This window comes from Rhodanobacter sp. B05 (assembly GCF_002001085.1).
Lineage (GTDB): Bacteria > Pseudomonadota > Gammaproteobacteria > Xanthomonadales > Rhodanobacteraceae > Rhodanobacter.
In genome coordinates this window covers 241,839-264,778 of sequence record NZ_MUNU01000015.1, presented here as the reverse complement: position 1 = coordinate 264,778, position 22,940 = coordinate 241,839, and the positions used below count along the sequence as shown (strand labels likewise).

Sequence of the window (22,940 nt, the reverse complement as noted above, 5' to 3'; positions counted from 1 at the left end):
GGATTATAGGGGCAGGCTTACAATGGGCCGATGTCCATGGCTGCTCCATCTGATCTTCCCGACTACGCCGCACTCGCGCGCGACATCAAGCGCTGGGCGATCGAGCTGGGTTTTGCCGAGGCGGGTATCAGCGGCACCGGGCTGGCCGAGGACGAGCGGCACCTGCAGCGCTGGCTCGATGGCGGCCACCATGGCGAGATGGAATACATGGCGCGCCACGGCACCCGGCGCAGCCGCCCGGCCGAGCTGGAACCCGGCACGCAACGGATCATCTCGGTGCGCATGGACTACATCCCGCCGGGCGCGGCGAATGCTTGGCAGGTGCTTGGCGATGCCGAGGCCGGCTATGTGTCGCGCTACGCGCTGGGGCGCGACTACCACAAGCTGATGCGCAACCGCCTGCAGAAACTGGCCGAGCGCATCCACGACGTGGTCGGCGACTTCGGCTATCGCGCCTATGTCGATTCCGCGCCCGTGCTGGAAAAGGCACTGGCACGCAATGCCGGCCTGGGCTGGATCGGCAAGCACACCGTACTGATCAATCGGCGCGCCGGCTCGTACTTCTTCCTGGGCGAGCTCTACACCGATCTGCCGCTGCCGATGGACACGCCGGCCAACGAGCACTGCGGAACGTGCACGCGCTGCATCGACGTCTGCCCGACCCAGGCGATCGTCGGGCCGTACCAGCTCGACGCCAAACGCTGCATCTCCTATCTCACGATCGAATTGAAAGGCAGCATCCCGGAGGAATTGCGTGCCCCGATGGGCAACCGCATCTTCGGCTGCGACGACTGCCAGTTGGTGTGCCCGTGGAACAAGTTCGCGCAGGTCGCCACCGAAGCGGACTTTGCACCGCGGCACCGTCTGGACGGCGCGAAACTGGTCGAATTGTTCGGCTGGACCGAAGAGGAATTCCTCAAGCGCACCGAAGGCATGGCGATCCGCCGCACCGGTTACGATGGCTGGTTGCGCAACATCGCGGTGGCGCTGGGCAATGCACCGCCCTCCGCCGCCGCGCGCGATGCACTCAACGCCCGCGCCGGGCACGCTTCGGCGATCGTGCGCGAACATGTGGCATGGGCACTGGAGCGTCAGGCTGACGCCGCCGTTGCGGGCTGAATCAGGCGGCCGCCATCTGCTTGGGGATCGAGCGGTTGGTGTGGCTGATGCGATTGTTCTCTTCGACGTAGACGCAGGTGGGCTGGAACTTCTCCAGCTCTGCCTCGCTCAGCTGGGCGAACGCCGCGATGATGATCAGGTCGCCCACCTGCACGCTGCGTGCGGCACTGCCGTTCACCGAGATGATGCCCGAGCCTTCCTCGGCGCGCAGCGCGTAGGTGACGAAACGCTGGCCGTTGTCGATGTCCCAGGCGTGGATCTGCTCGTACTCGCGGATGCCGGCGGCGTCCAGCAGGTTGCCGTCGATCGCGATCGAACCTTCGTAGTGCAGTTCGGCATGGGTGACCGTCGCACGATGGATCTTCGACTTGAACATGTTCAGTTGCATGACGTTACTTTCCCGCAGGGACAGCCTGCAAAGTCGGCAATTATCGAACCGTTGACGTTGCGCTGCAACATCGGCGATATCGACTCCAATATGGGTCTGGGTCAGTCAAACAGCAAGTTGTCGATCAGGCGGGTCGAACCGAGGCGTGCCGCGATCAGGGCGATCAGGCCGTCGCGCTGGCCCTCAACCGGCTCGGCCAGGTCCTCGGCGCGGCGGATCACCGCATAATCCGGCACGAATCCGGCACGTGTCAGGCGCGCCGCGGCGACCTGCTCCAGCGCATGCCAGGCATGGCCCTTGCCGAGCAATTCGCGCATTTTCAGCAGGGTATCGTGGATCAGCGGTGCCTGTGCGCGCTCGGCGGCAGACAGGTACTGGTTGCGCGAACTCAGCGCCAGGCCGTCGTCGGCGCGCAGGGTCGGCGCCGCGAGCACCTTCACCGGCAGTGACAGGTCGCGCACCATGCGTTCGATCACCTTCAACTGCTGGAAATCCTTCTGGCCGAAGACGGCCAGATCCGGTTGCACCAGGTGGAACAGCTTGCACACGACGGTGGCCACGCCATCGAAATGACCGGGCCGGTGCGCCCCTTCCAGCACCTCGGTGATTTGCGGCACGCGCAGGCTCACACCATGTCCGGCGCCGAACGGATAGATCGTGTCCACCTCGGGCGCGAACAGCAGGTCGCAGTCTTCATCGGCCAGCGCCGCCTGATCCTGCACCAGGGTGCGCGGATAGCGTTCGAAATCCTCGTTCGGGCCGAATTGCGTGGGGTTGACGAACACACTGGCGACCACCCGGTCCGCGCGCGCGCGCGCCAGCCTGATCAGCGATTGATGGCCGGCGTGCAGGTTGCCCATGGTCGGCACGAAGCCCACCGTCTGGCCCTTGCCGCGCCAGCCGCGAATCGCGGCGCGCAGGGCCGGAGCATCTTGTACGGTTTGCATGACGCGGTGACTCGCTGCTCAGTTGAAACAGTGTTCCGGCGCCGGGAAGGCGCCGCTGCGCACATCTTCGGCATACGCGGCGATCGCCGCACCGACAGAATCACGCCCGGCCAGGAAATCCTTGCTGAACTTGGGTCGCTTGCCCGGCGTGATGCCGAGCATGTCGTGGATCACCAGGACCTGGCCATCGCAGTGCGGGCCGGCGCCGATGCCGATGACCGGAATCGCCAAGGCCTCGGTCACCCGCTGCCCCAGCGCCACCGGCACACCTTCCATCACCAGCAGCTCCGCACCGGCTGCCTGCACCGCCAGCGCATCGGCCAGCACCCGATCGGCGGCCGCCTGTTCGCGTCCCTGCACGCGGAAGCCGCCGAACCGATGTACCGACTGCGGAGTCAATCCCAGGTGCGCGCACACCGGGATCGCGCGCGCGGTCAGTGCCGCGATCGCGTCGAGGACATGCGCCGCGCCACCTTCGATCTTCACCATCGCCGCTCCCGCTTCGCCGACCAGCCGGGCGCCGGCCTCCAGCGCGTGCGCCACGTCGCGGTCCGCCATGAACGGAAGGTCGGCCACCAGCAGGGTCGCCGACAATCCGCGCGCAACCGCCGAGGTGTGATAGACCATGTGCTCCAGCGTCACCGGCAAGGTGCTGGTGTGTCCCTGCACCACCATGCCCAGCGAATCGCCGACCAGGGCGACATCGACACCGCCAGCCTCCAGCTGCCAGGCGAAACTGGCGTCGTAGGCGGTGAGCATGACGATGCGTTGCCCCTGTGCCTTCATCGCGCGCAGGCCAGGCACGGTCACCGGCTTGCGGTCGGGGACACTCGCGTTTTGCACGTACACGGCACTTCCTGATCGAATGGCTGGTCGCCGATTATGGCTCAAGCAGCCTCTCGCAACCGGCCGGATCGATCCGGACCAGCAGCTCCGCTACCGTGCCGAGCCCCGGCAGGGTCAATCCCGGTGCCACGTCGTTGAGGGGCAACAGCACGAAGGCCCGATCGGCCATGCGCGGATGCGGCAGGGTCAGCTCCGGGGAGTCGAGCTGCACGCCGTCCACATGCAGCACGTCCAGATCCAGTATGCGCGGGCCGTTGCGCTCGGCGCGCACCCGACCCGCCCGTTGCTCGATCGCCAACAACGCCTGCAACAACGCCGATGGCGACAGTCCGGTATCGATTTCGACGGCCGCATTGATGAACGACGGCTGCTGCAGCACACCCCACGGCGGCGTGCGATAGAGCGCCGAACGCCGCAGCAAACGCGTTTCCGGCAAGCCGGCAAGCGCCGCGACGGCGTCGAGCACCTGTTGCCGGGGATCGCCGAGGTTGCTGCCCAGTGCAACGTAGGCCAGCGTCACACGGAACCCGGTTGGTCAGCGCGCTTGCGGCGGCGCCGACGCGGCCTGGGCGGTTTTTTTGCCGCCGACACCGGCGTCGGCTCGACGGCGGCAGGGCCGCCTCCCACCGGCAGGGCCGCGGCGAGTACCTCTTGCGGCAACTGCTGGGCGTGTGCCCACCATTGGCCCAGTTCGCGCATCGCGACGGATTCGTCGGCGCGCAGCAGCAGGAAATCGAAGGCGGCACGAAAGCGCGGGTGGGCCATCAGGCGAAACACGCGCTTGCGCTGGACCTGCTCGAACCGCGGTTGCAGCGACCAGATCTCCTCCATCGTGAAGGTGAACCGCCGCGGGATCGCCACGCGCTGGCACTGCTCGCCAACCACCTTGGTCGCTGCGCGTTCCCAGGCTTCGTTGCCGTCCTGGCCGCGCTCGATGGCCTGCAGGGCCAGGTCGCGCACCTCGCCCCACAGCAGCACGGCGAACAGGAAGGCGGGGGTAACCGATTTGCCCTCGCCGATCCGTGCGTCGGTATTGGCCAGGCCCTGCTCGACCAACGAGCGCAGTGCGGCGTCGCCGCGCTTGAGCGCCCGCGCGGTGGCCGGAAACAGGAACCTCAGCAGTCCGGACTGCTCCAGCATGCGGAAGCTCTTCAAGCCGTTGCCGCTGAGGAACATCTTCAGCGATTCATCGAACAGGCGTGCCGGCGCGGCATCCGCCAGCAGGGGACCCAGCGATTCGAACGGCGCCATGGCGGCGGCATCAATGCGCATACCGAGCTTGGCCGCCAACCGGGCGGCCCGCAGCATGCGCACCGGGTCCTCGTGGTAGCGCACTTCCGGATCACCGATCAATCGCAGCACGCGATCCTCGAGATCGCGCATGCCACCGACATAATCGCGTACGGAGAAATCGCTGATGTCGTAGTACATCGCGTTGACGCGGAAGTCGCGGCGAATCGCGTCCTCCTCGATCGTGCCCCAGATGTTGTCACGAACGATAAGGCCGTCCACGATATGCCGATCGCCTTCGCCGCCTTCCTCGCCGGTACCGCGAAAGGTCGCCACCTCGATGATCTCGGGCCCGAACACCACGTGCGCAAGCCGGAAACGGCGACCGATCAGGCGGCAATTGCGGAACAGCTTCTTCACCTCGTCCGGGGTGGCATCGGTGGCGACGTCGAAATCCTTCGGCTGGACCCCGAGCAGCAGGTCGCGCACGGCACCACCGACCAGATAGGCCGCATAACCGGCCTCGTTGAGCCGGTACAGCACCCGCAGCGCCGCCTTGCTGATGTTCTTGCGCGAAATGATGTGCTGGTCGCGCGGAATGATCCGCAGCGTCGGGGCGAGGTCGGTCCGTGATTCGAGATTCAAGCGGTTGAAATCCTTGCGAGGCCAGACCGCCTCGTGGTTGCCGTGAGTCACGATGCCGAGCATCGCCGATCGCCCCGCGTGACGGCAACAAGCGCATCCGCGAGGGCTGCCTCGAACGCTGCCGGCGGCGTCAACCGCGCATTGCCGTCCGAAACAATTCCGCTATACTAGCGCGCTTCGCAGGATAACGCTCCCTTCGTCTAGTGGCCCAGGACACTGCCCTCTCAAGGCGGGAACACGAGTTCGAGTCTCGTAGGGAGCACCATTCGCTTGTGCGATCATCCATGATCGCGGCTGTCTGGAAATATCCGGATAACCCGACGTTTCAGGCCGTTGGCTGAACTAAAGGCGGCCATCCATGGCCGCACTCTTCACAAGAGAAAGCCCTCCGCCGAACTTCGCAAGAGCCCTTCGGTGTACTTCGCGAGAGCACTCCGACGCTCTTCAACAAGAGCCCTCCGACCGCCTTCTTTACAGCTGAGTTGATCCCATGACTTTCGTCGTCATCGACAATTGCATCAAGTGCAAGTACACCGATTGCGTCGAGGTGTGTCCGGTCGATGCCTTCCACGAAGGCCCCAATTTCCTGGTGATCGATCCGGACGAGTGCATCGACTGCACCCTGTGCGAACCGGAGTGCCCGATCAACGCGATCTACCCCGAAGACGACGTGCCGGCCGGCCAGGAGGCGCTGGTGGCGCTGAATGCCGAACTGGCCAAGGGCTGGCCGGTGATCACCGAGCGCAAGGATGCTCCGGCCGACGCAAAGGATTGGGAAGGCAAGCCAGGCAAGCTCGAACTGCTGCAGCGCTGATCGACGCCGCATGACCCGGACAAAAGGAAACGCCGCCCAAGGGCGGCGTTTCCTTTTGTCCGTGCGGCCTGCTGCCGCGAGGAATCACTTCTTGCCAAGCTTCGATTTCAAGGTATCGATCACGCTGGCCACCGCAGCCAGCGAATCGCTCTGGGCGCGCACTTCGCTGGCATCGGCGCCACTGCTGGCGATGCTGATCTGCACCTGGTGCACGCCACCGCCGGTGGTGCTGGCGGCATCGCTCTTGTCGCGCCGGAACAGTCGGCTGAAGAAGCCCCGCTTCTTCTGCTTCACGTCGGCGCCGCTCACGCTGACCACGTAGGCATGCGTGGCATCGTCGTGGCTCACCGTCTGGCCCAAGCCACCCGCGGCCACGATCTGGCCCACCCGCTGGTAGACGCTGTCGACACTGCCGGGATGCACGAAACCATCGGAAATCTGACCAGCCTGGCCGGGAACCCCGGCCACGGACGCCGTTGCACCATTTGCCGTCGGCTGGTTCGCCCCCGGCGGCGGGATCACCAGGGCATCGCTGGTGGACGGACGATCGAGGCTTGGCGGAACCTCCAGCGGCGACTCCTGCTGGGCTTTCTCCCAGGCATTGTGCGAGCGGAACATGCTGCAACCGGTGAGCAGCAGGCCGCCGAGGGCCACTGCCGGCAGGACCAGGAGGAGTGAAGTTTTCTTCATTGAGTCAAATTCCGTGAGGTAAGTCGGGCAGGAATCAACCGGCCACAGTCGCCAAGGATGCCAGACTGGACAGCGCCTCGTGCAATCGGGCGCGATCCGGACCGTCGTTCAATTCCACCAGCGGCAGACGCGGCAAGCCCAAACCCAGTCCCAGGGCCGGCATGCCGGCCTTGACCGCGATCGGGTTGGGGGCGCAGTCCAGTGCCCGCAACAACGGCTCCAGTGCGGCATGACACCGTCCCGTCGCCGCCTGATCGCCGCCGGTAGCCGCGTCGCACAAGGCGCGGAATGCCTGCGGCACCAGATTGGCCACCACCGAGACGGTGCCCGCCGCACCAGCCAGCATCGCCTCGCCGGCGCTGCCGTCGTCGCCGGACAGATAGACGAAATCCGCGCGCACAAGTTCCGCCAGCGCCGAAATCCGCTCGCGGTCGCCACGCGCCTCCTTGATGCCGATGATCGCCGTGTGCTCGCGCAACCTTGCCACGGTGTCGGGCAGCAGGTCGCAACCGGTACGGCCGGGCACGTTGTAGAGAATCACCGGCAGGCCACCCTCGTCGGCAACCGCGGTGAAATGCCGGAACAGGCCCTCCTGCGTGGGGCGCACGTAGTACGGCGTCACCACCAGGGCTGCGTCGGCGCCCAGGGCCTGCGCGCGACGGGTCAGCGCCACCGTCTTGGCGGTCCCCGCCTCGCCGGTACCGGCAATGACCGGCACCCGACCGCCCACATGCTCGAGCGCAAACGCGAGCAGGCGGTCGAACTCGTGGTGTTCCAGCATGTGCGCCTCGCCAGTCGACCCGGCCACCACCAGCGCCTGCGTGCCGCCGCCGATCTGGTAGTCGAGCAAACGGCCAAACGCGGTCAGGTCGAGCGCACCGTTGGCCGCAAACGGGGTGACCAGCGCACAGATGCTTCCACGAATGTTCACGACTCGGGTTCCACGGTCAAGGCAAGCCCTGCATGTTACTTGCCGCCTCGCAACGCGGGCAAGTAAGCTCGACGGGAGTAACCTGATGCTTCCGCATCGGGCGATACGATGCCCACAGGTGGACTTTCTTGAAACCTTCCTCCACTGCTTCCCTCGCGGCCAACCGCACGGGCAGCGACAACCACCTGCTGATCCAGGCGCTCACCCCGGCAGGCAAGTCGCCGTTGCTGGCACTGGCGCGGCGCATTGCCGATGCCGGCTGCAATCTTTCCGAATCGCGCGTCTCGACGATCGGCACGGAAGTCTCGCTGATGTTGCTGGCCAGTGGCGCCTGGGACGCGCTGGCCAAGCTGGAAACGGCACTGGCCAAGCTCGCCCGCGACGAAAGCCTGCGCCTGGTGCACTACCGCACCGGCCCGCGCGAAAACAGCGCGCACCTGCTGCCCTACCTGGTGGAGGTGGTGGCGGCCGACCGGCCCGGCATCGTGGCCAGGATCGTGGAGTTCTTCAGCCAGCACGAGATCAGCGTGGAACAACTGAACTCCACCCGCTATCACGCCATGCAGACCGGCGCGGAAATGTTCCAGGCCCAGTTCACCATCGGCATTCCGGCGGATATCCACATCGCCGCGTTGCGCGACGATTTCCTCGAATTGTGCGACGGCCTGAATCTCGACGCGATCATGGATCCGGTGAAATTCTGAGATCCAGCAGTCCGCCGAGCATCGCGCGAACCTGTCGCCCTGACAAGGCCTGTCATCTGCTGCCCTGCCCGCGCTAGTCTGTGAGCGTGACCTTGCCGGAGGGACGTTGCATTGCAAGCTGCGAGTCGATTCATGCCAGCGTTTTCCGGCACGCCAGGACAGCTCGCCCGCCTCGCTGCAACGCCGCCATCCATGTCACGCCACCCAACCCTCAACCCTCTGGCACGGCGACCCGCCGCCGTGCAGGATCCGTCATGCTCGAAATCGGCAAAAAGCTGCCCGCGCTGAAAGGCACCACCGGCGACGGCAATGAACTGAAGCTGGCCGACCTCAAGGGCCAGTGGCTGGTGGTGTACTTCTACCCGAAGGACTCGACCCCCGGCTGCACCAACGAGGCAAAGGACTTTCGCGATCTGCACGCCGCCTTCCACAAGCGCCACGCGCAGATCATCGGCGTGTCGCGCGATTCGCAGAAATCACACGTCAATTTCGCCACGAAGCAGGAACTGCCGTTCCCGCTCGTGTCCGATCCCGACGAAACCTGGTGCCGCGCATTCGACGTGATTCACGAGAAGGTGCTGTACGGCAAACGCTTCATGGGCATCGTGCGCAGTACCTTCCTGATCGACCCCGACGGCAAGTTGGCACGCGAGTGGCGTGGCGTGAAAGTCCCTGGCCATGCCCAGGCCGTGCTCGACGCCATTCCCGTCCGCTGACTGCCCGCCTTCCATGGTTTTCGTCCGCCACCTCTTTCCACCCACCAGCGAGGACACTTCCGCATGACCGGAAGCAAGCGCATCTACGCTCTCGATACCAACGTCCTGCTGCATGACCCGACCTCGCTGTTCCGTTTCGAGGAACACGACGTCTTCATCCCGATGACCGTACTGGAGGAACTCGACGAAAAGAAGAAAGGCGCCTCGGAAGTCTCGCGCAACGGCCGCCAGGTCAGCCGCTTCCTCAACGAACTGATCGAACTGGGCAAGCAGCATGACCTTGGCGAAGGCCTGGAACTGAGCAATCCGCAGGGCATCAAGCTCAAGCGGGGCGGTTCCGTCGGCCGGCTGTACTTCCAGCACCGCACCAGCAGCAACGGCCACGCCAAGGCCGACAACCAGATTCTGGCCGCCGTGCTCGAACTGCGCGACCAGAATCCCGACCGGGACGTCATCCTGGTCACCAAGGACATCAACCTCCGGATCAAGGCCAGCATCAACGGCATCGTCGCCGAGGATTACGAGAACGATCGCGCGCTGGACGATTTCTCCCTGCTTTACACCGGGTCGACCGAGCTGCCGACAGACTTCTGGGATCGGCACCCGGAAGTCCGCTCATGGACCGAGCACGGCCGTACCTACTACGAACTGGGCCGGCGCGAGGACGAGCCCTGGCACCCGAATGAATGCCTGTACCTGCCGGGAGAAAACGAAGTCGAACTGCGCGTGCTGCGACTCGACGACGACCACGCCACCCTGGTCCTGCTCGACGACCACTCGCACGCCAACCACCACGTGTGGGGCATCGGCGCACGCAACCGCGAACAGAACTTCGCGCTCAACGCGCTGATGGATCCGGACGTCGACTTCGTCACTCTGCTCGGCAACGCCGGCACCGGCAAGACCCTGCTGGCGCTGGCCGCCGGTCTGGCCCAGGTGATGGATCAGCAGCGTTACCGCGAGATCATCATGACCCGCGCCACCGTCTCGGTGGGCGAGGACATCGGCTTCCTGCCCGGCACCGAGGAGGAGAAGATGACGCCGTGGATGGGTGCGCTGACCGACAACCTCGAGGTGCTGGCCAACCCCGAGGACGGCGGTAGCTGGGGCCGCCAGGCCACCAACGACCTGCTCGCCTCGCGCATCAAGATCCGTTCGCTCAATTTCATGCGCGGGCGCACGTTCCTCAGCCGCTACCTGATCATCGACGAGGCGCAGAACCTCACCCCGAAGCAGATGAAGACCCTGATCACCCGCGCCGGCCCCGGCACCAAGATCGTCTGTCTCGGCAACGTCGAACAGATCGACACGCCCTACCTCACCGAAACCACGTCGGGCCTGACCTACGCGGTCGACCGCTTCAAGGACTGGGAGCATTCGGCCCACATCACCCTGCGCCGCGGTGAACGCTCGCGGCTGGCGGATTTCGCGGCGGAGATGCTTTGAAGAGGGAAATCCGGGACGCACACATAAGGGAATGGGCGGCCTTGCCGGCGCCGCCCGCCCCCGCCCGGCGGCTGCCGCAGATCGCCGGCAGCCGCCTCAAGTGCAGACAGCGTCGGTTGCCGTGGATCCCGGCCAGCTTGCGGTAGCCTCGGCCATGCCTCTGCGCAGTCTCATCTATCGTCACCGACTGCTCGCCAAGCGAGTCATCGCGACGGCCGTTCGTGTATTGCCGGGAGCGGCAAGCCGCCGATTGCTGGCACTGGCCGAACGCGTGGCGTTCAGCGTCACGCCGCAATACCAGGGCGACACGCTGCCACCGATTTGCCACTACTGGACGGGACGCTATCTGGCAGACGAGGCGCGGCGCCTGGGTTTCGGTTCGGCCGAGGCGCTGTACCGCGACCGCATCGTGCAACGGAACCGGGAGACCGGTGAACCCGTGCGCGTGGCGAGTGCCGGCTGCGGCGCCGCCGGCATGGAGATCGAGCTAGCCCGCGGCCTCAAGTCCGACGGCATACCGGTGCTGATCACTTGCTTCGATTTCAACCCCGGGTTGATGCGGCACGCCACGGACATGGCGCAGGCGGCAGACGTGGCCGATACCATGCGATTCGAGGTACGGGATTGCAACCAGCCGTTCGCCCTGCCCGCGCAGGACGTGATCATCGTCAACCAGTTCTTCCATCACGTGACGGCACTGGAAACGTTTTGCACATCGCTGCGGCAATCGCTGGCGCCCGCAGGTGTGCTGCTCAGCTCGGATATCATCGGCCGCAACGGCCATCAGCTATGGCCCGACGTGGCGCTGGTGGTGGAGCGATTCTGGGCCACGCTCGCGCCGGCGCAACGGCATGACCGACATTTCGGTCGCGTCTGCGAAAACTACCGGTCGATCGACCACGCCGCCTATTCGAACGAGGGAGTGCGCGCGCAGGATGTCGTCGCCTGCCTGCTGGCCGCATTCGACTTCGAGCTCTTCTACAGCTTCGGTGGCGCGATCATGCCCTTCGTCGAGCGCCGCATCGGCTTCAATTTCGACCCGGCCAATGCTGCCGATCGCACCTTCATCGACAACGTGCAGCAGGCCGATGCAAATGTCCTCGCCGAGGAGCGCTACCCTGCGGCGAACATGGTGGCCGTGTTGCGGCACCGGGGCCACGCGGTGCAGCCCGTCCACGTACCCATCAGCCCGCAGCGCCACGTGGAACTGACCGAGCGGCAACTGCGGCGGCTTCGCGACGCTGCCGGGCCCGGCCCTGTCCCGGCGGAGTAGAATACGGCTACGCGACCATCACGATCCCCGTTTTCATGATATTTGCTCCCCGCCTCGTCCTGCTGGCTCTGTTCGCCGTCTTCGCGCTATGCGTGCTGCTGGTGCACCTGCGTGGCCGCGTGCGGTTGCGCTTCGATCGCCAGCTGGTCGATCATTCGGCGATCTTCGCGCCGTACAACCTGCTGATGTATGCATTCTCGGCGCTGCCCGCGCGACCCATCCTCGACCGCCGCGGCTTTCCGCAGCTGGACCTGCTGCAGGCGAACTGGCAGGCCATCCGCGACGAGGCGCTGCACCTGTTCGACGAGGGTTACATCCGCGCCGCGACGAAGAACGACGACGCCAGCTTCAACAGCTTCTTCAAGCAGGGCTGGAAGCGTTTCTACCTCAAGTGGTACGGCGAGCCACTGGCCTCGGCCGAGGCGCTGTGCCCGAAGACAGTCGAGTTGCTCAACGCCATTCCCGGCATCAAGGCGGCGATGTTCGCCACGCTGGCGCCGAACAGCAAGCTCAACCCGCATCGCGACCCGTTCGCCGGTTCGCTGCGCTACCACCTGGGCCTGATCACGCCGAACTCGCGCGATTGCCGCATCTTCGTCGACGGCGAGGAACACGCCTGGGGCGACGGCAAGGACGTGGTGTTCGACGAGACCTTCGTGCACTGGGTGGAGAACAAGACCGACCAGACCCGGGTGATCCTGTTCGCCGACGTCGAACGGCCGTTGCGCACGCGCTGGATGAGCGCGATCAACCATCGAGTCGGTGCCTTCATGGGCAGGATCACCGCCTCCCCGAACAGCGACAGCGGCGCGGAGAAAACCGGCTTCGTGAACCGTCTCTATGCGATGAGTCAGCGCAAGGGCGCCACGCATCGCTGGAAGGCCGGGTTCAAGCGCCGCCACCGGAAGCTGTACAAGGCGGGCAAGTACGCCGGCATCCTGCTGCTGATGTGGCTGATCTTCCTGGCCCCGTGGCCGCTGTTTCGATAGGTGACGTTCCGCTGAGCCTGTCACATCGCGCGATGCCCATGCGTCCTGGTTGACGACCTCGACGGAGACAAATCATGGATCCGCAAACCGCACTGTTCCAGCAACACCGCCAACGCCTGTTCGGGCTGGCCTACCGCATGCTCGGCACGCCCGGCGATGCCGAGGACGTGCTGCACGACGCCTGGCTGCGCTGGCACGCGCAGGACACCGATGCGCTGGACGATCCGACGGCATGGCTGGTCACGGTGACCACGCGCATCGCGCTGGATCGCCTGCGCCGCGCCAAGACCGAACGCGCGCATTACCCCGGCCCGTGGCTGCCGGAGCCGGTGATCGCAGACTCCGAGCAGCCCGAAGCGCAACTGGAACGCGCCGAAAGCCTGACCCTGAGCTTCCTGCTGTTGCTCGAACGGCTGAGCCCCGAGGAACGCGCCGCCTTCCTGTTGCGCGAAGTGTTCGATTACAGCCATGCCGAGACGGCGGCGATGCTCGACATCGGCGAGGACGCCTGCCGCCAGCGCGTGCATCGGGCGAAACAGCGGCTGCGCGAGGATCGCCCGCACCAGGCGATGCCGAATATCGACACCCAGCGGCGCCTGCTCGAACGCTTCATGCAGGCACTGCAGCAACCCGACATGCCCACGCTGCGCGCCCTGTTTGCCGAAGATGCGATGAGCGTCGCCGACGGCGGCGGCCTGGCGCGGGCCACCCTGCATCCACTGCACGGCGCCGAGCGGCTGGCCCGGCTGTACATGCAGCTTGGGTTGCAGCTGCAACACTATGGCGTGCGTCACGAGATCGGCCAGCTCAATGGCACGCCGGCCCTGTTCGGCTGGCATGGCGACACCCTGGTCTCGGCCAGCTGGATCGACGACGACGGCGAGCGCATCACCGCGATTCACTCCCTGCGCCACCCCGGCAAACTCGCGCGGCTGGCGGCAGTCACGAAATCGGCGACATCCACGTACCTGCACTGAACGGCCGACCCTGCAGAATCGCTACCTCGCCGACAGCCACGCGAGCGAGGCGACGACCAGCGTTTCGACGCCGGTGCGCAAGGTCGGCTGGATGACCGGCGCGAATTTCGGATTGTGATTGGTTGGCAGATCGTTGAGTCGCCCGGCAGCAAGCGCTTTCGCGTAGACCTCGGCATCGGTGCCGCCGATGAACCAGAACACCGAGGGCACCTTCCACTGTGCGCCGAAACAGCCGAAATCTTCGCTCGCCGAGGTCGGCAGGGTTTTCTCGACGCGTTCCTCCGGGAAATACTGGCGGAACGCATCGCCGACTTTCCGGTTCGCGTCGGCATCGTTGACGACCAGCGCGTAATGGTCCAGCGGCGTGATTTCCGGTGGCCTGGGCGCGCCCGATGCGGCCGCCTCGGCGTTGACGATGCGCGTGATCGCGGCCAGCACGCGCTGGCGTACGCCCTCGTCGAAGGTGCGCACGTTGAGCTTGATGATCGCCTCGTCGGGGATCACGTTTTCCTTGGTGCCGGCCTGCAGCGAGCCGATGGTTACCACGGCGGCTTCGGTCGCGGCGAGCTCGCGCGACACGATCGTCTGCAGGCGCAGCACGGTCGAAGCGGCCATCACCACCGGGTCGATGCTCGCCTGCGGCATCGAGCCGTGCGCGCCGCGGCCGAACAAGCGGATCTGCAGGCTGTCGCCGGCCGAGGTGATCACCCCGGCGCGGCCGCTGATCGTGCCGGCCACGCCGACCATCACGTGCTGGCCGAGCACGATGTCGGGTTTCGGGAAGCGCTGGAACAGACCGTCGTCGATCATCGCCTGCGCACCGGTGCCGGTTTCCTCGGCGGGCTGGAACACCGCCATCACGGTGCCGTTCCAGTGCTCGCGCGCCTGCGCGAGCAGGGTGGTCGCGCCGACCAGCCAGGTCACGTGCATATCGTGGCCGCAAGCGTGCATCACCGGCACCGTATGGCCGTCCTTGTCCTTCGCGGTGACCTTGCTGGCGTACGGCAGGCCAGTCGCCTCCGCGACCGGCAGCGCGTCCATGTCGGCACGCAGCATCACGGTCGGGCCGTCGCCGTTGCGCAGCAGGCCGACCACGCCGGTGCCGCCGACGCCGGTGGTCACTTCGAAGCCGGCCTGGCGCAGATGGGTGGCAGCAAGGTCGGCCGTGCGCGTCTCCTGCATCGACAATTCCGGATGGGCGTGAATGTCGGTGTAGAGCGCTTCGAGATCGGGCAGCAGGCTCGGCAGGTTCGCGAACCACTGGCCGGAAACATCCGCGTTTTTCGTGTTCATGCAACCCTCTCGGCTTGGACGTGGCAGGACAGTCAGGTCACTTTTCGCGCGTGCAGCCGGCGCATGGGCTCTCAGTCTTCGCGCGGGTGCACGGTCAGCACGCGCTCGACGAACAGGTGCAGCTCCTTCATGTAGTTGCTCAGGAACTCGGCGGTGGAGTCGTTGGTGACGGCGCCATCCTCGGTGATCAGGCCCGGGGTGAACTGGATATACGCCTCCAGCGTGTTCATCAGCGGCGAGTTGCAGAAGCACATGACCCCGCGCAACTGCTGCTGGGCGACCGCAGTGCCGATCGAGCCCGGCGAGGTACCGATGATTCCGGACGGTTTGCGCGCGAAGGAATTCTTGCCCCACGGCCGGCTGGCCCAGTCGATCGCGTTCTTCAGCGCGCCGGGGATCGAACGGTTGTATTCCGGGGTGACAAACAGCACGCCGTCGACGTCGGCGATCGCCTGTTTGAACGCGCGCGCCACCGCCGGGAAGTCGGCGTCGTAGTCGTAGCTGTACAGCGGCAGGTCCTTGATCGGGATCTCCACCAACTCCAGTCCCGCCGGTGCGAGGCGGGTGAGCGCCTTGGCCAGCAGGCGGTTGATGGAGCCCTTGGCGAGGCTGCCGACGAGATAGCCAACTTTGTAGGTTTTCATGCGGGTTCCCTGGATGAGGCTGCCGATGGACGGAGTTCGATGCGGGACGCGGCGTCAGTAACCGACGGTGAAACGTTGTCGCGAGTGTTTCGGCATTTCCAGCTCGTCGGCGAAGGCGACCGCGTAGTCCTCCATCGAGATCCAGCTTTTGCCGTTCGCGTCGCTGAGCAGTTGATCGCCACCCAGGCGGAATGTCCCGGTCCGTTCACCCGGGGCAAACTCGGCCGAGGGCGACAGGAAGGTCCAGTCGAGGTCATTTTCCGCACGCAGGGTGTCGAGGGCGCAGCGTCCGGCTGCTGCTTCGGCTTTGTAAGCCTCGGGAAAGCCCGGGGCGTCGAACAGTGCCTGGCCGGGGGCCACTTCCAGGCTGGCCGCGCCGCCGACCACCACCAGTCGAGGCACGCCGGCCTGCTTCACCGCGGCGATCAGTGCGTTCGGGTCGGATGACTGAAAGCGCATGGCGCTGATCACCACGTCGTGGCCCGCCAGCAGCGGGGCGAGCTGTGCCGGTTGGGTTGCGTCGCCGGCCTTCAGTGCCAGCCCGGGGCGGCTCGCCAGTTTCGCGGTGTCGCGTACGATGCCGGTGACGCTGTGGCCACGGTTGAGCAGTTCCGTCAGCAGGCGCGAGCCGACATGGCCGCTGGCTCCGATCAATGCGACTTTCATGAGAATCCTTGGGCAGGGTGGTTTCCGGGTTCGCACGTGGAGGCGCTGCCTGATAGCCTTCCCTCGGGTTCATCAAGGCCCCGCCGATCACGCCAGACTAGCGCGGCATGTGTAACCGATATGTGCATGCACTGACGTTGGTTCGGCCCGTTCATTGCCACCCATGGGAGATGCCATGACAACGCGTATGCCAACCGTCTTCTTCGGACACGGCAACCCGATGAACGCCCTGCACGACAACGACTGGACCCGGGGCTGGGCCGCGATCGGCGCAAGCCTGCCACGGCCGCGCGCGGTGCTGTCGATCTCGGCGCACTGGTACCTGCCCGGCACGGCGGTCACCGCGACAATCGCGCCGCGCACGATCCACGATTTCGGCGGCTTCCCGCGCGAGTTGTTCGAGGTGCAATATCATGCGCCCGGCGACCTCGACCTGGTGCGCCGCGTGCGCGAACTGCTGAACCCGCTGGAAGTGCGCGCGGACCTTGGATGGGGGCTGGATCACGGCACCTGGTCGGTGCTGCGCCATGTGTTTCCCGCCGCCGACGTGCCGGTGGTGCAGCTCAGTGTCGACGAGTCGCAGCCAGCGGCCTTCCACTACGGCTTGGGCAAACTGCTGCGGCCGCTGCGCGACGAAGGCATCCTGCTGATCGGCAGCGGCGATGTCGTGCACAACCTGCATGCCTATGCCTGGGGTCGGCATCCGGCGGAACCGTTCGACTGGGCGCTGCGTTTCGAGGAGCAGGCGCGCGCGCTGATGTTGCAGGGCGACCATCAGTCGCTGGTGGATTACGAATTGCTGGGTGAGGACGCGGAGTTGTCGGTACCCACACCCGAGCACTACCTGCCGCTGCTGTACGTGCTCGGCGCCAGCGACGAAGGCGACGCGGTGACGTTCCCGGTCGAGGGCATGGACGGCGGTTCGATATCGATGCTGTCCGTGCAGTTCGGGTGAACGCGTGCGGCTTCGATCTTGACCGTGGCCGTGTGTTCCGGAAAGCGTGCTAGAAAACCAGCCGCGCACCGAGCATCCAGGTGCGGTCGGGGCCGGGTTCGAAATAGCGGCCATTGCCATCGTTGACGATCACCGAACCGATATAGCGTCGGTCGGCCAGATTGCCCACGCGCACGCTGAGCTGCAAGCGTGCAGTGGAAGCCACGGCGAAGGTGTAGCTGACATCGGCGTCGACCAGGCCATAACCGGCCGCGCGCTGCGAGTCGGTGTCGTTGACGGTGACCGAACCCACGCCGCTCAGGGTGAGACCTTCACGCCAACCCAGGTCACTGCCATGCTGGATCCGCAGCGAGCCGTAGTCGTCAGGCACGCCGGGAATGCGTGAGCCGGCCACTACCGGCAGCTGGGCCACGGTGCACGGCGCGCTGAGGCAGGTGAAGAAGGTACTGCGGAAACGCGCCTGCAGATGGGTGAAGCCGGCGCCGATCTGCCAGGCGTTGGCGAGCTGTCCGGTCAGCGAAAGCTCGATGCCCTGGCGACGCGCGTTGCCTGCGTTCTGGTAGGTGGAGCGTCCATCCACGTTGGTCGCCACGGCGAGCTCGTCATCCGTATCGGAACGGAAAGCGGCCACGTCGAATTCCAGTGCATGGGTCACCTGCCATTTCGCGCCCGCCTCCAGGTGGCGGCTGCGCGCCGGCCGCAGGTTGAACGCCAGGCCGGCGCGACCATCGCTGCGGTAGCCCAGTTCGTTGAAGCTGGGCGTCTCGAAGCCCTTGCCGTAACTGACATAGAGGCGCAGCCTGTCGGCCGGCCGGAAATCCAGTGCGGCCACCGGTGTGGTCGCCGCATAGTTCGCGTCGCCGCTGTCGTCCGGATTGAGCGCCGTGATGTAGAAATCGTGTTCGCTGAAACGCAGGTCGTCATGCCGTACCCCCAGCAGCACCGCCCAGCGTTTGGTGAAGTGCCAATACCACTGCGCGTACTCGGCGACACTGTTGACATTGTCGTCCTCGTTGCGGCGGAGCTGGCCGATCACGCCCAGGGTATCGCCGATGAAGTTCTCGTAGCCCAGGCGGTGCTGGCGCTGGTAGTCGCCGCTGGCGCCCAGCACGAACTCGTAGCCGCCGCCGGCCAGTTCGCCGCGATGGGTCCAGCGCGCATCGAGGCCGCCGTAGCGGGTGGTCGGCGCCACCACGCCGCCGGACTGCAGCGGGTTCTTCTGCGTGCCGGGTGGAATCGACAGGTATTGCACGATGCTGCGCTGGCCGTAGTAGGCGAGGAGCCGCAGCTGGTCCCCGCTGTCGAACGACTGCTCATAGATCGCACCGATCTGGGTCTGCCGGCCACTCTTGCGCGTGTCGTACTGGCTGGCGACCGCCGTGGCCTGGCGCGGGTCGGCATCGGCCTGGGCCCGGGTGAGCCCGAGCGGATCCTGCGCCGTGGGCTGGTTGTAGCGGTTCAACACCAGGGTGAGATGGCGGCGCTTGCCGAGGTCGACGCCGAACTTCGCGTTGTCCGACTCGCGGCGCACCCGACTGTGCTGCCGGTAGCCGCCGGAGAGAAGTTCCGATACGACGATGTTGTAGTCGACCGGCCCGACGCTGCCACGCGTGTTGGCGCTGTAGCGGAAGGTGTCGTTGCTGCCGGCGTTCATGCCCAGCGTGGTCACTGGCGTCGGCGTGCCGCCTGCACTCCACACTTGCACCACGCCGCCGGCAGCGTTGCCGTACAACACCGAAAACGGACCGCGCAGCACTTCCACGCGCTCGGCGCTGTCCAGGTTGAAATGCGCGACCTGGCCCTGGCCGTCGGGCAGCGTGGCGGGAATGCCGTCGACATACAGCCGGATACTGCGCACGCCGAACGTGGCCCGCGCGCCGTAGCCGCGGATCGAGATCTGCTCGTCCTGCGCGTAGTTCTGCCGGTCGCGCGCCAGGATGCCCGGGATACCGACCAGCGCCTCGGAAAGATTCACGCCGGGCTGGCCGGCATCGGCCGGGGCCACGGCAACGACGCTGAGCGAGGCAGGCAGGTCGAATGGCGGGATGTCCATTCGTACGGCGTTGACCTGCACCGCAGGCAGGGTGGTGGTCTCGATCGCCCATCCCGGGGCCGCGAGCAGCATCCCTGCGACGCCGGTGCAGGCGATCAGGTTGCCCCCTGCTTTCCGCATGGTGCAGCATCCTTCATGTAGTTCGAGCTTGGCTTGGGACGGCACCCACAGAACCCGCCGCAGTCCAGCCACAGCGAGGATGCCTACGACCTCGGCTACATCAGCGCGCGTCCGCCGTCACCCGCCAGACCGTGTCACCGACATCGTCCGCGATCAGCAGCGCGCCATCCTTGTCCGTTGCCAGCCCGACCGGCGCACCGTACAGCTGCGTCTCGTCGTTCGAGTGGAAGCCGGTGACGACGGGCTGGGGCAGGCCGACCGGCTTGCCGTTCTGGAAGGCGACGAAGATGACGCGGTAGCCGCTCAGTGGCGAGCGGTCCCAGCTGCCGTGCTCGCTGATGAAGGCACCACCGTGATACTTCACTGGCAGCGCATTGTTGTCGGAGAACAACAACCCCAATGCGGCGACATGTGACCCCAGCGCGTAATCCGGCTTGATCGCCTTGCTGACCAGGTCCGGTCGCTGCGGCATCACGCGGCTGTCCACGTGCTGGCCGTAATAGCTGTAGGGCCAGCCGTAGAAACCTCCCTCCTGGACCGAGGTCATATAGTCCGGCACCAGATCCGCGCCGATCTCGTCGCGTTCATTGACGATGGCCCAGAGCTTGCCGGTGGTCGGTTCCCATTGCAGCCCGGTCGGATTGCGCAGGCCTGAGGCGTAGATCCGGCTACCGCCAGTGGCCACATCGACTTCGAGCACGTCCGCGCGGCGGTATTCCACGGCCAGCCCGTTCTCGGTGATGTTGCTGTTGGAGCCGACGCCGGCATACAGCTTGCTGCCGTCCGGGCTCGCCAGCAGTGCCTTGGTCCAGTGGTGGTTGATGGTGCCCGGCAGGTCCGCGAATGGCACGCCGGGTGCCGTGATCTGTGTTTCTCCCGTCACGTAGGGAAACTTCACGATGGCGTCGGTGTTGGCGACATAGAGGGAATCGCCGATCAACTGCACGCCGAACGGCGAGTGCAGGTGCTCGATGAAGACGTGCTTCTCCCATGTGCCATCGGTGCCATTCTTGCGCAGCAGGGTGATCCGGTTGCCGCCCTTGGCACCCTTGCCCGAGAGGTTCTTTACCTTGCCGGCAATCAACTGCTTGGGGGTCGTCACCGGCTCGGTACCGGGGCCATTGGACTCCACCACCAGCACGTCGCCGTTGGGGAGTGTCAGGAGCTGGCGTGGGTGCATCAGGCCACTGGCGATCTTTTCGATTTTCAGTCCAGGTGCCACCTTGGGTGCCTGGCCCTGGGCCCAGCCAACTCCCTTGGGAACCTGCATGGGCGGTACCAGGAAGTTCCGGGCCTGGGGCAGTGGCGGGTTGTCGCCCGACTGCTGCGCAGGCTCAAACGCCGCTTTTCCGCTGCAGCCGGCGAGGATGACCACGAAGGCCAGCGTCAGTGCGCTGCGATAGGCGATCTTATTCATGGACGAAATCCCCCGCTGCGGAGTGCTGCACGGCAATGGCCATGTGGGCGATCGACAGCAGGATGACCGTGCAGACCGAAAGCCAGAGGCCGGCGGGAACCACCGCGTAGGCATCGCGGCTGTGCACGAAAGCGTTGAAGATCCCCGCGACGATGGCAACCAGGTTGAGCCAGAAGTCGAGCTTGTCGGCGTTCGTGGAGTACCGCCTGCCGGTGATCCAGACCTGCACCAGGTTGATCAGGCGCGGGATCACCGCAAACAGCAGCCCGAACACGATGAGCCACGCCGCACCTTTTCCCCACATCACCTCGGCGCTGCGGGCATAGATGATGTCGAAGATCAGCGCGGCGACGAAGAAGCCGAACGGGATCGGGTTGAGAAGTCCGTAAACGGCATTGGCCACGACGGAGCGACGGGGTGCGGTACGAGAGCTCATGGGCTGCTGCCTCGATAGGATGAGGGAATAAGCGTGGGCTTGCGGCGCTGCGCGTTGCTGTTCCCAAGGTCCATGCGCGCCGTTGAATTATCGGTGCAGGCCAGCCGGTTCGATGTGTGGAGCAAGTCGGAATGCAAGGTGCGTTCTTGGGAACAGGAATCAGTCTACAGTTCTTTCAGGCATGTCGAACGGGTGCCTGGACTGACCCCGTTACGGTGCCACCGGTGCCAGGTTGTCCGGGATTGCGTTGTCAGCAAGCACTTGTAATTTGTGATGGGCATTCTCACCAAGTGGAGATGGTGCCGTCGGGGGATTACCCAACACTCAGAACGTCACCTGCGTGTACAGGCCGATCACGAAGGCATTGGGGATCTTGCCGGTGCCGTTGGGACGGATAACGTACTGCAGGTTGGGGCGCAAGGTGAGCCAGGGTGCGATCTTCGCGCCGTAGTCGATTTCAGCGACGCTTTCGTAGATCTGGATGCCCACGCTGCCGGGCAGCACGCGGTCGCGGTCGCGCTGGTAGCGGGTCAGGCGCGGGTTGGTGCGGCCGCTGGCAACCATGAACGAGACCACGTCGTTGTCGCGGCCGGGAAAAGTACCTTGGTAGTGGCCGCCGATCACCCAAAAGTAGCGGAAGCGTGCGGTGGCTGCGTCACCCACGCCGGCCATCGCGCCGAGGGTGAGTCCGCGATTGGAGTCGGGGCCTTCGCGGTAGACCATGCGGTCGGCGATGACATAGCCGCCGCTGCGGCCGTTGTGCTGCAGGAAGGCGGCGTCGGTGAGGCCGGCGGGCTGGCCGTTGACGTCGGTGTATACGTCCGGCGTGCCGGCGGTGTTGTAGTACGCGCCGAGCTTGAGATCGCCGGGCAACTGTCCGCTGCCGCGGCCGCTCGACCAGCCCAGTTCGACCGGCACGAACACGCCGCTGTGCTTGAAGCTGAGGTTCCAGCCCTGGTCCTTGTTGCCGGCGTTGGGGTTGTTGAGATAGGCGCCGACGGTGGCGTAGAAATTCGGCGTGACGCGCCATTTCACGTGACCGCCCCATTGCGCGGTGGGAAAGTTGTGCGCGCCGCTGTTGGTGGTCATCGCGTTGGCGTGGCCGCAGATGATGCCGTTCTGGAAGTTGCAGAACGCCGGCAGCCGCGCGAAGTCGTCACCCACCGGCGACCAGCCCAACTCCATGAAGACCCGGTGGTCGAGGAAATCCTGTTGCCAGTTCAGTTCGGCGAGGCGGAAGTTCTGCCCCGCGCCATACAGTTCCTGCACCGAGAACTGGTTGCCCAGTGCATCGCTGCTGAGGCTGCGGCCGTCGCGCTCGGTGACGGTGAACTGGATCTTCGCGTTCGGCACGCCCCATAGCTTGTCGAGGTCGAAGTCCGCGCCGGCGTCGAGCTGCTGGGTGTAGCGCGCGGTCTGGTAGTGGCCACCGGAGACGTTGCCCGCGCTTTCGGTGGTCCAGTGCGCGCGCAGGGTGATGCCGTCGTCCTCGAGCGTGCTGCGCGTGCCGCCCCAGTCGCCGGTCAGGGTGGGCTGGCTGAGCCAGCCGTCGCTGGCTTGCTGCGCCAGGGCCGGCAGCACGCACAACCACAACATGCCACCGAGGCTCAGGAGTCGGGTCATACGGGAAAGGGTGCGCAT

23 protein-coding genes and 1 tRNA gene are annotated in these 22,940 nt (G+C 65.7%); 10 read left to right on the top strand and 14 right to left on the bottom strand.

Annotated features, from left to right (window positions below):
* Positions 1-36 precede the first annotated feature (36 nt).
* Positions 37-1,119, top strand: a complete 1,083-nt coding sequence (gene queG / locus B0E47_RS09915; protein WP_077514248.1) for a tRNA epoxyqueuosine(34) reductase QueG — start codon at positions 37-39, stop codon at positions 1,117-1,119.
* Position 1,120: 1 nt separating this feature from the next.
* Here the strand turns inward: queG and panD are convergent, their stop codons facing one another.
* The 5 genes from panD to pcnB all read right to left on the bottom strand — a co-directional run bounded on the left by panD (position 1,121) and on the right by pcnB (position 5,175).
* On the bottom strand, positions 1,121-1,507 hold the full coding sequence (gene panD, locus B0E47_RS09910; RefSeq protein WP_077514084.1) for an aspartate 1-decarboxylase: 387 nt from the start codon (positions 1,505-1,507) through the stop codon (positions 1,121-1,123).
* Between the two features lie 101 nt (positions 1,508-1,608).
* Positions 1,609-2,454 (bottom strand): pantoate--beta-alanine ligase, encoded by an 846-nt coding sequence (panC, locus tag B0E47_RS09905; protein WP_077514083.1) that lies wholly within the window; start codon positions 2,452-2,454, stop codon positions 1,609-1,611.
* Positions 2,455-2,472: 18 nt separating this feature from the next.
* The gene (gene panB / locus B0E47_RS09900; RefSeq protein WP_077514082.1) at positions 2,473-3,303 is read right to left on the bottom strand and encodes a 3-methyl-2-oxobutanoate hydroxymethyltransferase; all 831 of its coding nucleotides are present in this window, start codon (positions 3,301-3,303) and stop codon (positions 2,473-2,475) included.
* Between the two features lie 31 nt (positions 3,304-3,334).
* Positions 3,335-3,820, bottom strand: a complete 486-nt coding sequence (gene folK, locus B0E47_RS09895; RefSeq protein WP_077514081.1) for a 2-amino-4-hydroxy-6-hydroxymethyldihydropteridine diphosphokinase — start codon at positions 3,818-3,820, stop codon at positions 3,335-3,337.
* Complete coding sequence (gene pcnB / locus B0E47_RS09890) at positions 3,817-5,175, bottom strand: polynucleotide adenylyltransferase PcnB (protein WP_077514247.1); 1,359 nt, start codon at positions 5,173-5,175, stop codon at positions 3,817-3,819. The genes folK and pcnB overlap by 4 nt, the downstream gene beginning before the upstream one ends.
* A 189-nt stretch (positions 5,176-5,364) precedes the next feature.
* Between pcnB and B0E47_RS09885 the strand changes: the two genes are divergently transcribed.
* Both B0E47_RS09885 and fdxA read left to right on the top strand, forming a co-directional pair.
* Positions 5,365-5,440: transfer RNA gene (locus B0E47_RS09885), tRNA-Glu, on the top strand.
* Between the two features lie 225 nt (positions 5,441-5,665).
* The gene (gene fdxA, locus B0E47_RS09880; protein ID WP_056714941.1) at positions 5,666-5,989 is read left to right on the top strand and encodes a ferredoxin FdxA; all 324 of its coding nucleotides are present in this window, start codon (positions 5,666-5,668) and stop codon (positions 5,987-5,989) included.
* Between the two features lie 84 nt (positions 5,990-6,073).
* Here the strand turns inward: fdxA and B0E47_RS09875 are convergent, their stop codons facing one another.
* Positions 6,074-6,679 (bottom strand): hypothetical protein, encoded by a 606-nt coding sequence (locus B0E47_RS09875; RefSeq protein WP_077514080.1) that lies wholly within the window; start codon positions 6,677-6,679, stop codon positions 6,074-6,076.
* Between the two features lie 34 nt (positions 6,680-6,713).
* Positions 6,714-7,610 carry a 4-hydroxy-tetrahydrodipicolinate synthase gene (gene dapA / locus B0E47_RS09870; RefSeq protein WP_077514079.1) on the bottom strand — a complete coding sequence of 299 codons (897 nt, stop codon included), beginning with the start codon at positions 7,608-7,610 and terminating at the stop codon, positions 6,714-6,716.
* 128 nt (positions 7,611-7,738) lie between these two features.
* On the opposite strand from dapA, the gene B0E47_RS09865 reads away from it, so the two are divergent.
* The 6 genes from B0E47_RS09865 (at position 7,739) to sigJ (ending at position 13,715) form a co-directional block, all read left to right on the top strand.
* On the top strand, positions 7,739-8,314 hold the full coding sequence (locus B0E47_RS09865; RefSeq protein WP_174566975.1) for a glycine cleavage system protein R: 576 nt from the start codon (positions 7,739-7,741) through the stop codon (positions 8,312-8,314).
* A 254-nt stretch (positions 8,315-8,568) separates the two neighbouring features.
* Positions 8,569-9,030: a peroxiredoxin gene (locus B0E47_RS09860; RefSeq protein ID WP_077514078.1), complete on the top strand. Its 462-nt coding sequence runs from the start codon at positions 8,569-8,571 to the stop codon at positions 9,028-9,030.
* 63 nt (positions 9,031-9,093) lie between these two features.
* Entirely contained in the window at positions 9,094-10,476 is a 1,383-nt protein-coding gene (locus B0E47_RS09855; RefSeq protein ID WP_077514077.1) for a PhoH family protein, read from the top strand.
* The gene (locus B0E47_RS09850; protein ID WP_139351414.1) at positions 10,433-11,749 is read left to right on the top strand and encodes a methyltransferase domain-containing protein; all 1,317 of its coding nucleotides are present in this window, start codon (positions 10,433-10,435) and stop codon (positions 11,747-11,749) included. The genes B0E47_RS09855 and B0E47_RS09850 overlap by 44 nt, the downstream gene beginning before the upstream one ends.
* A gap of 35 nt (positions 11,750-11,784) precedes the next feature.
* The gene (locus B0E47_RS09845) at positions 11,785-12,738 is read left to right on the top strand and encodes an aspartyl/asparaginyl beta-hydroxylase domain-containing protein (RefSeq protein ID WP_077514075.1); all 954 of its coding nucleotides are present in this window, start codon (positions 11,785-11,787) and stop codon (positions 12,736-12,738) included.
* 74 nt (positions 12,739-12,812) lie between these two features.
* Complete coding sequence (gene sigJ, locus B0E47_RS09840) at positions 12,813-13,715, top strand: RNA polymerase sigma factor SigJ (protein WP_077514074.1); 903 nt, start codon at positions 12,813-12,815, stop codon at positions 13,713-13,715.
* A 21-nt stretch (positions 13,716-13,736) separates the two neighbouring features.
* Here sigJ and B0E47_RS09835 read toward each other — a convergent pair whose 3' ends face one another.
* From B0E47_RS09835 to B0E47_RS09825, 3 genes are all read right to left on the bottom strand, one after another.
* Positions 13,737-15,008: a M20 family metallopeptidase gene (locus B0E47_RS09835; RefSeq protein ID WP_077514073.1), complete on the bottom strand. Its 1,272-nt coding sequence runs from the start codon at positions 15,006-15,008 to the stop codon at positions 13,737-13,739.
* Positions 15,009-15,079: 71 nt separating this feature from the next.
* On the bottom strand, positions 15,080-15,652 hold the full coding sequence (locus tag B0E47_RS09830) for an NADPH-dependent FMN reductase (RefSeq protein WP_077514072.1): 573 nt from the start codon (positions 15,650-15,652) through the stop codon (positions 15,080-15,082).
* 54 nt (positions 15,653-15,706) lie between these two features.
* Positions 15,707-16,318: an NAD(P)-dependent oxidoreductase gene (locus B0E47_RS09825; protein WP_077514071.1), complete on the bottom strand. Its 612-nt coding sequence runs from the start codon at positions 16,316-16,318 to the stop codon at positions 15,707-15,709.
* 175 nt (positions 16,319-16,493) lie between these two features.
* Here B0E47_RS09825 and ygiD point away from each other — a divergent pair, with 175 nt between their 5' ends.
* Entirely contained in the window at positions 16,494-17,273 is a 780-nt protein-coding gene (gene ygiD / locus B0E47_RS09820; RefSeq protein ID WP_077514070.1) for a 4,5-DOPA dioxygenase extradiol, read from the top strand.
* 49 nt (positions 17,274-17,322) lie between these two features.
* Here the strand turns inward: ygiD and B0E47_RS09815 are convergent, their stop codons facing one another.
* The 4 genes from B0E47_RS09815 to B0E47_RS09800 all read right to left on the bottom strand — a co-directional run bounded on the left by B0E47_RS09815 (position 17,323) and on the right by B0E47_RS09800 (position 22,922).
* Positions 17,323-19,446: a TonB-dependent receptor gene (locus tag B0E47_RS09815; protein WP_254422884.1), complete on the bottom strand. Its 2,124-nt coding sequence runs from the start codon at positions 19,444-19,446 to the stop codon at positions 17,323-17,325.
* A gap of 100 nt (positions 19,447-19,546) precedes the next feature.
* Positions 19,547-20,863 (bottom strand): sorbosone dehydrogenase family protein, encoded by a 1,317-nt coding sequence (locus B0E47_RS09810; RefSeq protein ID WP_077514069.1) that lies wholly within the window; start codon positions 20,861-20,863, stop codon positions 19,547-19,549.
* Positions 20,856-21,299, bottom strand: a complete 444-nt coding sequence (locus B0E47_RS09805) for a DUF2231 domain-containing protein (protein ID WP_077514068.1) — start codon at positions 21,297-21,299, stop codon at positions 20,856-20,858. Before B0E47_RS09805 ends, B0E47_RS09810 begins: the two co-directional genes overlap by 8 nt.
* A 324-nt stretch (positions 21,300-21,623) precedes the next feature.
* Positions 21,624-22,922: a carbohydrate porin gene (locus tag B0E47_RS09800; RefSeq protein WP_254422882.1), complete on the bottom strand. Its 1,299-nt coding sequence runs from the start codon at positions 22,920-22,922 to the stop codon at positions 21,624-21,626.
* Between the last annotated feature and the right edge of the window lie 18 nt (positions 22,923-22,940).